At 54.8% G+C, this 15,583-nt stretch carries 14 protein-coding genes; 8 read left to right on the top strand and 6 right to left on the bottom strand.

The window, feature by feature from the left end; genetic code table 11:
- Nucleotides 1-75 precede the first annotated feature (75 nt).
- The 3 genes from glnH to rhtA form a co-directional block, all read right to left on the bottom strand.
- The gene (glnH, locus tag FJW00_RS13715) at nucleotides 76-822 is read right to left on the bottom strand and encodes a glutamine ABC transporter substrate-binding protein GlnH (protein WP_140924481.1); all 747 of its coding nucleotides are present in this window, start codon (nucleotides 820-822) and stop codon (nucleotides 76-78) included.
- A 328-nt stretch (nucleotides 823-1,150) separates the two neighbouring features.
- Nucleotides 1,151-1,654 carry a DNA starvation/stationary phase protection protein Dps gene (dps, locus tag FJW00_RS13710; protein ID WP_009091225.1) on the bottom strand — a complete coding sequence of 168 codons (504 nt, stop codon included), beginning with the start codon at nucleotides 1,652-1,654 and terminating at the stop codon, nucleotides 1,151-1,153.
- A 325-nt stretch (nucleotides 1,655-1,979) separates the two neighbouring features.
- Nucleotides 1,980-2,894 carry a threonine/homoserine exporter RhtA gene (gene rhtA / locus FJW00_RS13705; protein WP_046101495.1) on the bottom strand — a complete coding sequence of 305 codons (915 nt, stop codon included), beginning with the start codon at nucleotides 2,892-2,894 and terminating at the stop codon, nucleotides 1,980-1,982.
- A gap of 368 nt (nucleotides 2,895-3,262) precedes the next feature.
- On the opposite strand from rhtA, the gene ompX reads away from it, so the two are divergent.
- Nucleotides 3,263-3,775: an outer membrane protein OmpX gene (gene ompX, locus FJW00_RS13700; RefSeq protein ID WP_009091221.1), complete on the top strand. Its 513-nt coding sequence runs from the start codon at nucleotides 3,263-3,265 to the stop codon at nucleotides 3,773-3,775.
- A gap of 235 nt (nucleotides 3,776-4,010) precedes the next feature.
- Here the strand turns inward: ompX and FJW00_RS13695 are convergent, their stop codons facing one another.
- On the bottom strand, nucleotides 4,011-4,202 hold the full coding sequence (locus FJW00_RS13695) for a hypothetical protein (protein ID WP_033736362.1): 192 nt from the start codon (nucleotides 4,200-4,202) through the stop codon (nucleotides 4,011-4,013).
- A 250-nt stretch (nucleotides 4,203-4,452) separates the two neighbouring features.
- Between FJW00_RS13695 and mntR the strand changes: the two genes are divergently transcribed.
- The 7 genes from mntR (at nucleotide 4,453) to FJW00_RS13660 (ending at nucleotide 13,442) form a co-directional block, all read left to right on the top strand.
- Nucleotides 4,453-4,911, top strand: coding sequence for a manganese-binding transcriptional regulator MntR (gene mntR / locus FJW00_RS13690; protein ID WP_003850512.1), 459 nt, complete (start codon nucleotides 4,453-4,455; stop codon nucleotides 4,909-4,911).
- 20 nt (nucleotides 4,912-4,931) lie between these two features.
- Nucleotides 4,932-6,041 carry an SLC13 family permease gene (locus tag FJW00_RS13685; RefSeq protein WP_033736361.1) on the top strand — a complete coding sequence of 370 codons (1,110 nt, stop codon included), beginning with the start codon at nucleotides 4,932-4,934 and terminating at the stop codon, nucleotides 6,039-6,041.
- Between the two features lie 148 nt (nucleotides 6,042-6,189).
- A complete protein-coding gene (locus FJW00_RS13680; RefSeq protein WP_009091215.1) occupies nucleotides 6,190-7,335 on the top strand; it encodes an HlyD family secretion protein in 1,146 nt (381 codons plus the stop codon).
- Complete coding sequence (locus FJW00_RS13675; RefSeq protein WP_140924479.1) at nucleotides 7,332-8,900, top strand: DHA2 family efflux MFS transporter permease subunit; 1,569 nt, start codon at nucleotides 7,332-7,334, stop codon at nucleotides 8,898-8,900. Before FJW00_RS13680 ends, FJW00_RS13675 begins: the two co-directional genes overlap by 4 nt.
- A 1-nt stretch (nucleotide 8,901) precedes the next feature.
- Entirely contained in the window at nucleotides 8,902-10,431 is a 1,530-nt protein-coding gene (locus tag FJW00_RS13670; protein WP_140924477.1) for an efflux transporter outer membrane subunit, read from the top strand.
- A gap of 839 nt (nucleotides 10,432-11,270) precedes the next feature.
- A complete protein-coding gene (locus FJW00_RS13665; RefSeq protein ID WP_009091208.1) occupies nucleotides 11,271-11,672 on the top strand; it encodes an H-NS family histone-like protein in 402 nt (133 codons plus the stop codon).
- A 177-nt stretch (nucleotides 11,673-11,849) separates the two neighbouring features.
- Nucleotides 11,850-13,442, top strand: a complete 1,593-nt coding sequence (locus FJW00_RS13660) for an ABC-F family ATPase (RefSeq protein ID WP_009091206.1) — start codon at nucleotides 11,850-11,852, stop codon at nucleotides 13,440-13,442.
- 89 nt (nucleotides 13,443-13,531) lie between these two features.
- On the opposite strand, the gene moeB is transcribed toward FJW00_RS13660, so the two are convergent.
- A complete protein-coding gene (gene moeB, locus FJW00_RS13655) occupies nucleotides 13,532-14,290 on the bottom strand; it encodes a molybdopterin-synthase adenylyltransferase MoeB (protein ID WP_111208980.1) in 759 nt (252 codons plus the stop codon).
- A complete protein-coding gene (moeA, locus tag FJW00_RS13650; RefSeq protein ID WP_140924474.1) occupies nucleotides 14,291-15,526 on the bottom strand; it encodes a molybdopterin molybdotransferase MoeA in 1,236 nt (411 codons plus the stop codon).
- Nucleotides 15,527-15,583 lie beyond the last annotated feature (57 nt).

Below are 15,583 nucleotides of genomic sequence, written 5' to 3'. Positions count from 1 at the left end.
TGTCACTCCAGATATGTTGCGATGGAAAAAAGCAGGGAAAAGTTTCCCTGCTCAAATTAATTCACGGACAAATTATTATTTTGGTTCAGTGCCGAACCATTTTTTATAAAGCTGATTGTAGGTGCCGTTCTCTTTCAGGATTTTCAGCGCGCCGTTGACTTTCTCGCGTAAATCGTCACTGCCTTTCGGGAAGGCAATACCATACTGCTGCGCTTCGATTGAATCGCCCACCGCTTTAAAACGGCCCTTACCGGCGGTGTGAATGAAGTAAAGGATGTTTGGCGTGTCATGCAGCACGGCGTCAGCACGGTTGGTGCCCAGCTCCATGTAGGCGCTGTCGATGTTCGGGAACTGACGCAGATCTTTCGATTTGATGTTGGCTTTCGCATACTCTACAGAGCCGGTGCCGCTTTTGACGGCGACCACTTTGCCATTCAGATCGCTGATGCCTTTGATGTTGTTTTCGTTGTTACGCACCATCACCTGCAGACCACTTTTGTAGTAGCCGTCAGAAAACTCGATCGCCTTTTTACGTTCTTCAGTAATGGTGATACCCGCCAGTGCCAGATCGACATTACGTGTCTGCAGGGCAGGGATGATGCCGCTAAAATCCATTGGCTTCAGGGTGTAATCGAGCTTCAGTTCTTTCGCAATCGCATCCCACAGATCCACATCAAAGCCGACATATTTGTCACCCTGTTTGAATTCAAATGGAACAAAGGCGGTATCGGTCGCGACGACCAGCTTCTTATCTGCTGCGGTGGAGGAGAGGGAGAAGGCCAGCGCCAGCGCGGCCACAGAAACTTTTAACAGTGACTTCATCATTTTTTCCTTTTTACACTCAGGCGGCAGGACCTGCGTTTTCGGCTTGTCATATGAAAAAATTATGCCAACTTTGCAAGATACGCGAAATCAGTGAGTTAAATATCACAGCTGAAGCGATTTTGCAGGTTATTCTGCATTTGCACCGTTTTGGTGCTCTATTGTGGTGCAGGTGGCGATTTTGGTGCAAGCGGTAGTGTGCCTCAGTTGTTGAAGCTTTGAAGCGAAGAAGAGAAGAACTGTTAACAGGGTCATAAAACGGGGTTATACAGACGTAAAAAAGGCGGGTTTCCCCGCCTGATTGACTGCACAGTCACTGCATTAAGTCTTATTCAATGTTGGCTTCGATGAACCACAGGAACTTGTCCAGGTCGCGAGAGGCCGCAGTGAAGATGTCAGCAGTATCTTCATCTTTCACTTCGGTAATCGCTTTACGGGTATCGTTGGCAACGATGGCATAACGATCGGCCAGTGCTTTCAGATGATCCTGCACGCTATGGATGTTCAGCGGATAGCTTTTCAGCGGGGTTTTGTCGTTCACGACTTGTGCGGTGCCCAGTGCCACGCCGCCCAGCTGCACAACGCGTTCAGCAATCGTATCCTGGTGATCGGTAATCGCGGTGCGGAAACCATCCAGCATCTCATGTACACCGATAAAGTTAGCACCGCGCATGTTCCAGTGCGCCTGCTTAGTGATCAATGACAGGTCGATAAACTCGACGACCAGACGATTCAGCACCTCGATGGTGGCTTTCTTTTCGTCTTCGGCTACGTCATTGCGGGTGTAAATCAGATCAGAAGATTTAGTTTTAACCAATTTAGCGGTACTCATCGTTTCAGTCCTCTCTTTGATGGTTGTCCTAATCAAGTACCGGATAAGTATAGCAGCGCTTTTTAACTTTGCAGAAACGACTTTATCAATGGATGAAATAGTGTCTCTCTTTGTCCGGTGCCGCGCGGGTTCAGTAAGGTTACTACTATGTTAAAATATAAAATAAAGAAAATTTTATTATGAATCAGTAAGTTAAATTATTTTGTAAATAACCGGTAAGTGACTGTTTCAAAATAGAAAGTGCAAAGGAATGAATCGGTTAAGAATAATTCTCATGTTGAGCATGATTGTTATTTAGCCCGCCATAACAGCGGGCAGGCCGCGCTTATTTCTGAGTGTCGCCGGATAATTCCACGTTGTTCAGCTGGCTCTTTTTCGGCCGCATCGTCAGCGTTGATCCTGCCGACGCGATGATGATAGCCAGCAGCGCCAGCCACTGGAGTGCACTCAGCGTTTCCCCCAGAAAGAGCATCCCTGAAAAGGCAGCCATCGCCGGCTCGAGACTCATCAAGGTGCCGAAGATGCGCGCCGGTAAGCGGGTGAGTGCGACCATCTCCAGCGAGTAGGGGATGGCGCTGGAGAGCAGGGCGACCAGCAGCGCGATGGGCATGACCGCCCAGTTCCAGATGCCACTCTCGGCAAAGGTCAGTCCCAGTGGCACAAAAATAACCGAGGCGATCAGCGAACCGATTGCCACGGTAGCAGGGCCATGCTCCGCGCCGGCCCGTTGTCCGGCCAGGATATAGATCGCCCAGCAGGCCCCGGCAGCGACAGCCAGCGCGGCCCCCACGGGGTCAATGGCGGTCATGCCTGTGCCAAACGGCAGCAGGAACCACAGGCCAATCACGGCCAGCACCACCCAGACAAAATCGAGCGGCCGGCGCGAACCAAACAGCGCCAGCGCCAGCGGGCCGGTGAACTCCAGACCCACCGCCACACCCAGCGGCACCGTCCGGATAGCCAGATAGAACGTGAAATTCATTGTGCCCAGCGCCAGGCCATACATCAGAAGGGGAAGACGCTGCTCGCGGCTGAAGCGTAAACGCCACGGTTTGAAAATTATGCAGAGTATCAGTGTGCCAAATCCCAGGCGCAGGGCGGTGATGCCGGTCGCCCCAACGGCAGGAAACAGTGACTTCGCCAGGGATGCACCGCCCTGAAGCGACAGCATTGCAATCAGCAGTACGGCGACCGGCAATAAAATCGGGGTAAGGTTTTTAGCAGCGGGAGAGGCAGACATCCTGTTCACTTTTCCTGGTCATCGACGAAATCAGTCGACCAGTGTAAAGGAAAGAGCGGCTAAAAAATCACGAATTTGCGTTTTAAATGCGAACGGGTTGCGCAGTTTTTGCCCGAATTCAGTGCCATTTTGGTAAAGAAATGTCAGGATTTTTTAGGATTTAACTTAAAGAGTGAATTCAGCACAAAATGATTGTTGCAGCAAGATGACGGATTTTATAAGAAAAATGAATGACATAGGATGTCGCATTAACGTCCTGTTACACCAAACTTTCTGTTAGACAACAAAATCCGGGCAGAGTTTCTCGCTATTTTTTGTTATATTTTCAGCGTTGTCAGGAGAGAAGTATTTTCACATTTGAGGTGGTTATGAAAAAAATTGCATGTCTTTCAGCATTAGCCTGTGTACTGGCAGTATCTGCAGGTTCAGCAATGGCACAGAGCACCGTAACTGGTGGTTACGCGCAGAGCGACTATCAGGGCGTGGCTAACAAAGCTAACGGCTTCAACCTGAAATACCGCTATGAAGACGGTTCTAACCCACTGGGTTGGATCGGTTCATTCACCTACACCGAAAAAGACCGCACTGAAGCTGGCGTTTACAACAAAGGCCAGTACTACGGTGTGACCGGTGGTCCTGCTTACCGTCTGAACGACTGGGCGAGCATCTACGGTGTTGTAGGTATCGGCTACGGTAAATTCCAGCAGAACGATACTTCTTCACGCGCTAAAACTGATTCAAGCGACGTAGGTTTCTCTTACGGTGCTGGTCTGCAGTTTAACCCAATTCAGGACGTCGCGCTGGACGTTGGCTACGAGCAGAGCCGCATCCGCAATGTGGACGTGGGTACCTGGATCGCTGGCGTAGGTTACAGCTTCTAAGTTTAGCTTAGCTGACCCGCCAAAAAACGGCCCCTTATGGGGCCGTTTTTTATTGTGCTGATGTTCTCTCCGCCATGCAGGCTCCCGCCTTTCTCTTCCCCCACTGACAATCTCTGTGCCCTCATAGCCGGCAGCGTGATGCCCGTTGAGCGCGCGATGTGTCAGGCCAAATAAGAGAAAAGGAAATAAGCAGAAGGGGAGAGCGCCTCTCTGGCTGAGAGGCGCTGAAAAGGGGTCAGCCGCGCCAGATGAGCTTCTGACAGCGACGATCGGCGGGTTTGTGGCCCAGCAGTTTCTCAATCAACATCAGACGCAGCGTGAAGGGGGAACGCGTCAGCAGGCACAGCCAGGATTTCATCTCCGTGGTTGTTCTCTTCTCAGCCTGGAAGCATTTGCTGCAATCTAAGCAACATTTCAGGGTGCTCATAGAATCACCTCCCAATCATTGTCGACGCGGTCGTCAGCAGCCTGAGGTGAGATACGTCATCACCGGATCCACCCAGGATCGCAAAGGATCCTCTGTGTGCTGCTTACATTATCAACAAATATAGCACTGGCTATATCCTTTAGCCAAGGCTAACGAGGAAAAATTTGAGCTTCTTTGCGGCTGGTTTACAATAAGCGCAGCTAAATCCGTACAGCAGTGCCCGTACGGGAAATAATAATGAGGAAGCTGAATGAGTCGTCGTGCTAAAAGCGTGGTTTCTGCGCCAAAAGGACCACTGAAAGATATTGAAGAGCATGTCGAAGGTTTTCGGCAGGTGCGTGAAGCGCATCGTCGGGAGTTAATTGATGACTACGTTGAGCTAATCTCTGATTTAATTGGTGAATTTGGCGAAGCACGTCAGGTCGATATGGCAGCCCGCCTGGGTGTGTCACAACCGACCGTGGCAAAAATGCTGAAACGACTGGGCAGTGCCGGACTGGTCGAGCAGGTCCCTTATCGCGGGGTCTTTCTGACCAGCGAAGGGGAGAAGCTGGCCGAAGAGAGTCGTGCGCGTCATCATATTGTTGAAAGTTTTCTGCTGGCGTTGGGCATCAGTCCTGAAACTGCCCGACGTGATTCAGAAGGGATTGAGCATCACGTCAGTGATGAAACTCTGGCTGTGTTTAAGAAGTTCTCCGAAACCCGTTAACGCTAAGGCGTACCCTCATCATGCCTCAACTGCTTCGATCTTTTTTGCACGACTCTATTTTGCATTTATTAATCGTGTTGGGTGTGGTTCTGGCTTTTCTGGCGGATTTCCGCTGGGGCGATCTGCCAGGTGCCGTAGACTGGCACACCATCATCACGCTGACCGGTTTGCTGATCCTGACCAAAGGGCTGGAAACCAGCGGATATTTTGATGTGCTGGGGGGGCGGCTGATTGCGCGTTTCCGGCATGAACGCGCGCTGGCGCTGTTTATGGTGCTGGCTGCTGCGCTGCTCTCGACCTTTCTGACCAATGATGTGGCGCTGTTTATTCTGGTGCCGCTGACCCTGACGCTGCGCAAATTCTCTCATCTGCCCATCTCGCGGCTAATCATCTTTGAAGCGCTGGCGGTGAATGCCGGTTCGCTGCTGACGCCGGTCGGCAACCCGCAGAATATTCTGTTATGGAGTCACGGCAAGCTCAGTGTTGTCGCGTTTATTGTGCAGATGCTGCCGCTGGCGGCATGGCTGCTGCTGAGCCTGATGGTCCTGACCTGGTTCAGCTTTCCAAAGCGGTCGATTGATAAGCATGACAATCCTGAACAGCCTGAGTGGCAGAAACCGCTGTTTATTGTCAGCGTGGTGCTCTACCTGCTGTTTATCGCCGGCCTGGAGCTGGAAATCACCGGCTGGGTGCTGCTGCTGATTCTCGCCACTTTCCTGGTCATGGCGCGCCCGGTGCTGCTGCGCATTGACTGGAGCCTGCTGGCGGTGTTTATCGCCATGTTCATTGATGTCTTCCTGCTGACCCGTCTGCCGGTGATGCAGGCGCACTTTGATGCGGTTTCCCACTTCGGTCATGGACAGCTCTATCTGCTGGCTATCGGGCTGTCACAGGTCATCAGTAATGTGCCGGCGACGATTCTGCTGCTGCAAAAGGTGCCACCCACGGATGTGCTCGCCTGGGCGGTAAACATCGGTGGATTCGGCCTGCTGCCGGGTTCCCTGGCCAACCTGATTGCGCTGCGTATGGCAAAAGATCGGGCCGTCTGGTGGCGTTTCCACCTGTTTTCACTCCCTCTGCTCGCCTGGTCGATGGCCAGCGGCTGGCTGCTGCTGCGGCTGCTCAATTAGTCCCACCCCGCCTGCCACCCTCATCAGGTGGCAGGACGTGCGCCATTTCTCAAGTTTCGTAAAGTTGCGCTGGATTTTGTCAGGTTCCGATATAAGGTTAACTAGACCTTTATGCCCGGAATCAGGGCCTTAGCCAGTGATGGGAACTATGAGCGAGAACAACCAACACGATCAACACCAGCAGGATGCCGATAACGCGACGGATAAAAACCGTCAGTCAGATGAAAACAAGGACAACGACCAGCAGCCAGAACGCAAACGCCCCGGTAAAAAGCCGCTGATTATTCTGGCGGTCGTGGTAGTGATCATGCTGATCGTTGGATTCTGGTTCTGGTTTACGACCCGCAATATTGAAACCACCGACGACGCCTTTACCGAAGGCGATGCGGTGACCATTGCGCCGAAAGCGTCCGGTTATGTGGTGAAGCTGCTGGTAAACGATAACCAGCGGGTGAAGAAGGGCGATCTGCTGGTGGAAATCGACCCCAGCGACAACCGCGCCCAGCGTGAACAGGCGCAGGCGCAGCTCGGTTTAGCTGTCGCGCAGCTTCATCAGGCGCAGGCGCAGCTGGCTCTGTCCAGGGTTCAGTATCCGGCTCAGCGCGATCAGGCGCTGGCGGACCAGGCGAAAGCGGAGGCCAACCTGCTGAACGCCCAGGCCGATTACCGTCGCCAGCGCGGCGTCGATCCGCGTGCCACCAGTCAGCGCAATATCGACAGCGCCTCGGCGCAGTTACGCTCGGCGCAGGCGCAGTTACAGAGCGCTAAAGCGCAGGTTGAAGTCGCATCACAGGTTGCCCTGCAGATTCGTCAGCAGGAAACCAATGTTGAAGCGCGTCAGCAGCAGGTTGAGCAGGCAAAAGCGCAGCTCAGCACGGCTGACCTTAATCTCTCCTATACCCAGGTTCGTGCGCCCTATGATGGCTTCATCACCAAGCGCAATGTTCAGCTGGGTACCCTGGTGCAGGCTGGTTCTTCGCTGTTCTCGCTGGTCTCACCGGACATCTGGATCACCGCAAACTTCAAAGAGTCTCAGCTTGAGCGCATGAATCCGGGCGATAAAGTTGAAATCAGCGTCGATGCCTGGCCGGATATGAAGCTGGAAGGGCATGTCGACAGCATTCAGATGGGCTCCGGTTCACGCTTTTCGACCTTCCCGTCAGAAAACGCTACCGGCAACTACGTGAAAATCGTGCAGCGCGTGCCGGTTAAAATCGTGATTGATAAAGGGCTCGATCCCAACCATCCATTGCCACTAGGTCTCTCTGTTGAACCCAAGGTGACGGTGGAATGAGTACGGCGCAGAGCTGGAAACCTGCCAGCAAACCGTGGTTAGTGGCGATCACGGTGACGCTGGCGGTGTTTATGGAGATCCTCGACACCACCATCGTCAACGTGGCGCTGCCGCATATCGCCGGTTCGCTCTCCTCCAGTTACGATGAGTCAACCTGGGTGCTGACCTCCTATCTGGTGGCGAACGGCATCGTGCTGCCTATCTCTGCATTCTTCAGCCGTCTGTTTGGCCGCAAACAGTTTTTCCTGATCTGCATTGTGATGTTTACCATCTGTTCGTTCCTGTGCGGTATCGCCACCGAACTGTGGCAGATCATTCTGTTCCGCGTCCTGCAGGGCTTTTTCGGCGGCGGCTTACAGCCGGTTCAGCAGTCTGTGCTGCTCGACTACTTTAAAGCGGAAGATCGCGGCAAAGCCTTTGGTCTCTCCTCTATCGCCATCATCGTTGCGCCGGTGATTGGCCCGACGCTGGGTGGCTGGATTACGGATAACTACAGCTGGCGCTGGGTGTTCTTTATCAACATCCCGGTCGGGGTGCTGACCGTGCTGGCAATCTATCAGCTGCTGGAAGATCCACCGTGGGAGCGCAAATGGGCCAAAGGCAAACTTAAGATCGATTACATCGGTATCAGCCTGATTACCCTGGGGCTGGGTTGCCTGCAGGTGATGCTGGATCGCGGGGAAGATGAGGACTGGTTCGCCTCTCACTTTATCGTGCTGTTCGCCATTCTGGCGCTGGTCGGCATCGTCGGAGCCGTCTACTGGCTGATGTATGCCCGCAAACCGGTGGTCGATATCCTGGTGATGAAGGATCGCAACTTCTGGGTAGCGGGTTTGCTAATGGCGGGTATGGCGATGATCCTCTATGGCAGCTCTGTCGTGCTGCCTCAGCTGGCGCAGCAGGACCTGGGCTACACCGCCACCTGGTCAGGTCTGGTGCTGTCGCCCGGTGCGGTGCTGATTGTGCTGACGATTCCGCTGGTGCTGAAGCTGATGCCGATTGTTCAGACGCGTTACATCATCGCCTTTGGCTTCAGCTGTCTGGCGGTAGCGTTTTTCTACTCTGCCACCCTGGCACCGAATGTCGATTTTGCCACGCTGGTGATGATGCGCAGCGCGCAGTCGATCGGGCTGGGCTTCCTGTTTGTTCCGCTGACCACCATCGCGTTTGTCACCATTCCGCAGCGACTTAATGCGGACGCCTCGGCGCTGTTTACCATGTTCCGCAACGTGGCCGGATCGATCGGGATTTCCCTCTCGACCGCGGCCATTACCGAGCGCGAGCAGGTTCGCTCGGCGCACATGGTGCACAACATGACGCCGCTGAACGAGCAATTCAACATCACGCTGCAGCACTGGGCGCAGGCGATACGCGACTTTACTTCGGCGGTTGGCGATCCCGTTACGCTGGCAACCGGTCAGCTTTATCAGGAGATGATCGCGCAGGCGCGCATTCTCGCTTATATCGATGTTTTCTCAGGCCTGAGTATTGTCGCCCTGATTTTGATTCCATTTTGCTGGCTGCTGTCGCCGATTAAGAGCGAAGGCAGTGCAGGAGCACACTAACATGAAGGTTTTTTACTCTCATCGCCTGAAACCCGTGAGTTTACTGCTGGCTCTCGCTCTGGCGGGTTGCGCCGTCGGGCCTGACTATCAGGCGCCAAAACCGGCCGTGCCGGGCAGTTTTAACGCCATGGCGTCGCAGGAGGCGTCCGTACCCCAAAGCGCCGCGATTAATTCCCGCTGGTGGCGAAGCTTTAACGATCCGCAGCTCGACAGCCTGATTGAGCGGGCGATAGCGGGCAACCTGAGCCTGCAGCAGACGGTACTGCGTATTGCCGGGGCACGCGAACAGCTGACACAGGCCCAGGGTAGCCTGTTACCCAGCCTGAGCGGTTCGGCCAAAGTGACGCGTCAGCAGCTCGGTCTGGAAGGCTTGCTGAAAGCCAATGGGGCCACCGATCAGCTCGACAGTAACGTAGCCAGTCAGCTCAACGGCCTGACCCAGCCGGTCAATCTCTACCAGGGCAGCTTCGATGCGAGCTGGGAGCTGGATCTGTGGGGCAAAGTGCGCCGTCAGGTTGAGGCCGCCAGTGCCCAGCAGCAGGCGGCGATTGAGCAGCGCAATGATGCGCTGGTCTCACTGGAAGCGGAAGTGGCGCGCGCCTGGCTGCAGCTGCGCGGCGCGCAGAGCACCATCCAGACGCTGGAGCAGCAGATCAGCGTGGCGCAGCAGACGACCGAGCTGACGCAGAGCCAGCAGCGTAATGGTCTGGCGCCGCTGACCGACGTGGAGAATGCCCGGGCCCAGCTGAGCACGCTGCAGGCGCAACTGCCGCAGTATCAGTCGCAGGCGCGGCAGGCGATGAACGGCCTGGCGGTGCTGCTTGGCAAAACGCCGGGCGCGCTGGATGCGGAACTCAGTACGCCGAAACCGTTGCCGCCGCTGCCTCAGTTTGTGCAGGTGGGTATCCCTTCAACGCTGGCGCGCCGTCGTCCTGATATTCGTCAGGCTGAAGCGACACTGCATGCGCAGACCGCGGAAATTGGCGTCTCTGTCGCGCAGCTTTTCCCGAGCCTGTCGCTGACCGGCCAGCTGGGCGTGCGTAACACGGACGTCAGCTACCTGGATAACTGGAGCAGCCATTTCTACAGCTTTGGCCCCTCGTTATCGATTCCGATTTTCCAGGGCGGACAGCTGGTGTCGAGCGTGAAGCTGGCGCGGGCACAGCAGGCGAGTGCCGCACTGGATTATCGCCAGACGGTGCTGACGGCGCTGCAGGATGTGGAGAATGCGCTGGTCAGCTATCGCGCCGATCAGCAGCGCGTCACCGCGCTGGATGAGACAACCGGTGCTCTTCAGCGTGCCTTTGATCTCGCCAGCGACAGCTATCGTCAGGGGCTCTCCACCTTCCTGGAGGTGCTGGATGCACAGCGCCAGCTGGCACAGGCACAGGAGCAGGCAACCCAGGCACGGATGCAGAGCGCGCTCGATCTGGTGGCGCTCTATAAAGCACTGGGCGGCGGCTGGGAAACATACCAGACTGTTGAGATGCCGCACTACTCCGTCTTCGGTCCGGCCACCCAGGCCAATTAGTTCTCAGGCGGTCGCGGCGCTGCTGCCGTGACCGCCTGCTTATCCCTCTCCGCTGCGCGGTCAGCCCGCCATCTTCCGTTTACCGATAATCTAACTCATTGAATCAGCGGCAATCGTTGCCGGAATTCGTCAGGATAAAATGGCCGAAAATAAAACAGGCCTGACAGCAGGGCTATTATCTGCGCACCGGTCAGGGCGTTATTATTTATGTGGCTGGCATCAGTTCAATTTAAGATTTTGAGCTGCGTCACCTTTCTGCGTTTATTTCAGGATGCTTTTTTAATGCCACTCAGAACGCGCATGACAATTCGCCAGCGTCTGCAGAACGCGACCGCTGTTGTTCAACGGTCTTCTCTGCGAATAATCTGACGCTGCTGAAAAACGCAGCGGTAAAACATGCCGGGAACAGTCGTGACTGTCATAATAAAATCGAATAGGGCGATAATTCTTTAACGTTATTGCCCGATGAGAAGGGCAATTTTTAATCATGAACTGTAAACTATTGTGACAGAGGTAGCCTTTCCGGCCTTTTTTTATCGCCAGAGCATGGGCGGTAAACCGGAAATAACGGGCCTGAACCTGCACGCTTTCACAGATGCGGTTATGCCTCTGCAGGCGGTATCGTCCGGCTGAAATCGTTTTCAATACAGGGACACAGGCCCGGTTTGTTGTTAATTCATCGTTAATAAACCTCAGGCGGGTCCGATTTTAAAAGCCATATTTCGGCATAATTAATACTTAAGAATTATCTGGGGCGTAAAAATAATTTATTTTTTTATTTGAATTAGGTAATCTTGCCGCTACAGTTTTATTAACCCCCCTTAATCAAGGACATTGTGATGAGTGACGCATTTAAGGTACTGAACAATATTCGCACATTACGTGCCCAGGCTCGTGAACTGCCACTGACCGATCTTGAAGAGATCCTGGAAAAATTAACTGTTGTTGTGACTGAGCGCCGCGAAGAAGCAGAAGCAGAAGAGACGCAGAATCGCGAAAAAGAAGAAAAGCTCTCTAAATATCGCGAAATGCTGCTGGCTGACGGCATCGATCCTAATGAATTATTAGGTGCCCTGGAAAGCGGAAAAAAACGCACCAAGCGTGCGCCGCGTCCGGCTAAATATACTTACACCGACGAAAACGGTGAGCAGAAATCCTGGACTGGCCAGGGCCGTACCCCGGCAGCGATTAAAAAAGCGCTGGATTCCGGTAAAAGCCTGGACAGCTTCCTGATCGATTGATCGACACAATCCTTGTAAGTGGGAGCCGGGGGCCATGATGGCCTGCCGGCTTTTTTATTTCTGTCGGGATATCAATCACCCGGCCGGCAATCCATCCCCGACGCTGGCGTGCGCTGCGTCACATCTGGCATAATAGCCGCCGTTTTTTCATCCACTCTCTTCACAAAGGTCAATGCCGTGTTAGTTAGCAGCAATATCACCATGCAGTTTGGCAGCAAGCCACTGTTCGAGAATATCTCCGTTAAATTTGGCGGCGGTAATCGTTACGGTTTAATCGGTGCGAACGGCAGCGGAAAATCCACCTTCATGAAGATTTTGGGTGGCGATCTGGTGCCTTCAGCCGGCAACGTCTCTTACGATCCCAACGAGCGTATCGGTAAGCTGCGTCAGGATCAGTTCGCCTTTGAACAATTCAGCGTGCTGGACACCGTGATCATGGGGCACCATGAATTATGGGAAGTTAAGCAGGAGCGCGACCGTATTTATTCTTTGCCAGAAATGAGCGAAGAAGAGGGGTATAAGGTCGGTGACCTTGAGGCGCTTTACGGTGAGATGGATGGCTATAGCGCCGAATCCCGTGCCGGTGAGTTATTACTCGGTGTCGGTATTCCGGTTGAACAGCATTATGGCCCGATGAGCGAAATTGCGCCGGGCTTTAAATTGCGCGTGCTGCTGGCGCAGGCGCTGTTTTCCAATCCCGATATTCTGTTACTCGATGAACCGACCAACAACCTGGACATCGATACCATTCGCTGGCTGGAGCAGGTGCTGAATGAACGTGACAGCACCATGATTATCATTTCGCATGACCGTCACTTCCTTAATATGGTCTGCACCCACATGGCGGATTTGGATTATGGCGAGCTGCGTGTCTATTCCGGTAATTATGACGAATATATGACCGCCGCAACCCAGGCGCGTGAACGTCTGTTATCTGACAACGCCAAGAAAAAAGCGCAGATTGCTGACCTGCAGTCGTTCGTCAGCCGTTTCAGCGCCAACGCCTCTAAATCGCGTCAGGCGACATCGCGCGCAAAACAGATGGATAAAATTAAACTGGAAGAAGTCAAAGCGTCCAGTCGTCAGAACCCGTTTATCCGTTTTGAGCAGGATAAGAAGCTGTTCCGAAATGCCCTGGAAGTGGAAGGATTAACCAAAGGGTTTGATAACGGTCCGCTGTTTAAGAATTTAAATCTGCTGATGGAAGTGGGCGAAAAGCTGGCGATCATCGGCGCCAACGGTATTGGTAAATCGACGCTGCTGAAGACGCTGGTAGGGCAACTTGAGCCCGATAACGGCAGCGTTAAATGGTCAGAGAATGCGCGCATTGGTTATTACGCGCAGGATCACGCCGAAGATTTTGCTAATGATCTGACCGTATTTGACTGGATGAGTCAGTGGAAACAGCCAGGTGATGATGAGCAGACGATTCGCGGTATTCTGGGTCGCCTGCTGTTTTCACAGGATGATATTAAGAAACCGGCGAAGGTGCTTTCCGGTGGTGAGAAAGGGCGCATGCTGTTTGGCAAGCTGATGATGCAGAAACCGAACATCCTGATTATGGATGAGCCGACTAACCACCTGGATATGGAGTCGATTGAGTCGCTCAATATGGCGCTGGAGATGTATGAAGGCACACTGGTGTTTGTGTCGCACGACCGTGAATTTGTCAGCTCGCTGGCAACCCGCGTGATTGAGCTGAAAGCAGACAAGGTGGTGGACTTCACCGGCAACTATGAAGATTACCTGCGCAGTCAGGGAATCGTCTGATAAAAGGGGGTGGCGCAGGCCACCCCTTTTTTTGGCCCGGAATGGGCCGCAACGTAATCACTCTGAGGCTGAAGCCACCTTCTGGGAGCCTATGCTCCATCGCCACACACTTCACAGTGCGCATCCTGCGCCACTTTCATGCTGCGGAATTCTGCACTCATGGCATCGTACATCAGCAACCGGCTGGTGGCCGGCGTGCCAAAGGCCGTCAGGACCTTAATCGCTTCCATCGCCTGCATTGCACCAATCACCCCAACCAGCGGGGCCATGACGCCTGCTTCGACACAACTCAGGGTCTGTTCACCAAACAGGCGGCTGATACAGCGATAGCAGGGCGTGCCGGGCTGCCAGTTGAATACGCTGATCTGGCCTTCCATACGAATTGCTGCCCCGGAGACCAGCGGGACGCCCTGCTGGCGACAGAGCCGGTTGAGCTGCTCCCGCACTGCAACATTGTCGGTGCAGTCCAGCACCACCTGCTGGCGGGCTATCAGCGCCAGCAGTGCCGTATCATCCAGCTGGCCGTTGACCGGATGCAGCTGACAGTGAGGATTGATGGCCGCCAGGCTTTGTGCCGCCGATTCGACTTTGGCACAGCCAATATCGGCGTCATGATGCAGTATCTGCCGTTGCAGGTTAGAGTGCGACACCGTGTCGAAGTCAAGCAGCGTCAGGCTGCCGATCCCGGCTGACGCCAGCCAGGGCGCGGCGGCACAGCCAAGTCCGCCCAGCCCGACGATCAGCGCATGGCTGGCTTTAAGTCGCTCCTGACCGTCAAAATCGAAACCGCGCAGGACGATCTGCCGGTTGTAGCGCAGCATCTCCTCATCGCTTAATTCAGGCAGCATTTACGCCTCCAGCAGGGCGTTGAAGGGTTCCACCTCAACCCATTCGCCAGGCTCCACATTGCCGCGCTCCCGCTCCAGCACAATGAAGCAGTTTGCCTGCGCAAAAGAGCTGAAGACGTGGGAACCCTGCATGCCGGTGGTCTGCACCTCCAGCTCACCCTGCGCGTTCTGGCGCAGGATGCCACGCTGGAAGTCGAGCCGGCCCGGTGATTTTTTGAGCGCAGAGGCGCAGCGCACTTTCTGACGCGGCGGCAGAGCCGATTTCTGCAGGCCGGTAAGTTTCGCCAGCAGCGGCTGAACCAGCTGATAAAAGGTGACAGCAGCCGAGACCGGATTACCCGGTAAACCGCAGAACCAGCTGTGGCTGAGGCGGCCAAAAGCAAAGGGTTTGCCGGGTTTGATCGCCAGCTTCCAGAAGCTGATCGCCCCCAGCTCTTCCAGCATCGTTTTGGTAAAGTCCGCTTCCCCGACCGAGACACCGCCGGTGCTGATCACCACATCCGCCTGCCGATCCGCCTCTGCGAAAGCCGCCCGCAGGGCCGCCGGATTGTCTTTGATAATCCCCAGGTCGATGACGTCGCAGCCGAGCTTATTCAGCATCAGCGATACGGCGAAACGGTTAGTATCGTAAATTGCGCCTTCGGCCAGCGGTTCCCCCACCGGCTGCAGTTCATCACCGGTGGAGAAGATCGCCACCCGCACTTTTCGCACTACGCTGACCTGCGCGATCCCCAGCGAAGCCAGCAGCGGCAGTTCCGCCGCGCCCAGCCGCGTGCCCGCTTCCAGCACGACATGACCGGGCTGAATATCGTCGCCGGTCAGGCGGATATTCTGGCCGGGACGCACCGGTGCGGTGATCACAACGGCCCCCTCACGCGTTTCCGTCTGCTCCTGCATCACCACCGCGTCGCAGCCTGCTGGAACCGGCGCACCGGTCATGATGCGGATCACGCTGCCCTGCGGCCACTCACCACTGAAGGGTGCGCCAGCGAAGGCTTTACCGGCCACCGGCAGCGGCTCACCGTGGCTGATATCTGCCAGCCTGACGGCGTAACCATCCATCGCGGAGTTATCAAAGGGCGGTACGGCGATAGGGGAGGTCACCGCTTTTGCCGTGATGCGACCAGCCGCCGCGGCCAGCGACACGTTCTCAGCGTCGGCGATGGGCGTCAGCTGCGCGAGCATTTTTTGTTGCGCCTCCTCAAGGGAGATCAAACCTGCAGTAAAACTTTCCATAAGGGTCCAGCCTGGTGAATTCAGATGCTGCCTATTATGGTGGCAATTGGCCGCTGA

The organism is Pantoea anthophila (assembly GCF_006494375.1).
Taxonomy (GTDB): Bacteria; Pseudomonadota; Gammaproteobacteria; order Enterobacterales; family Enterobacteriaceae; genus Pantoea; species Pantoea anthophila.
The sequence above is the reverse complement of the archived record's forward strand: the minus strand, read 5'-3'. Positions and strand labels throughout refer to the sequence as shown.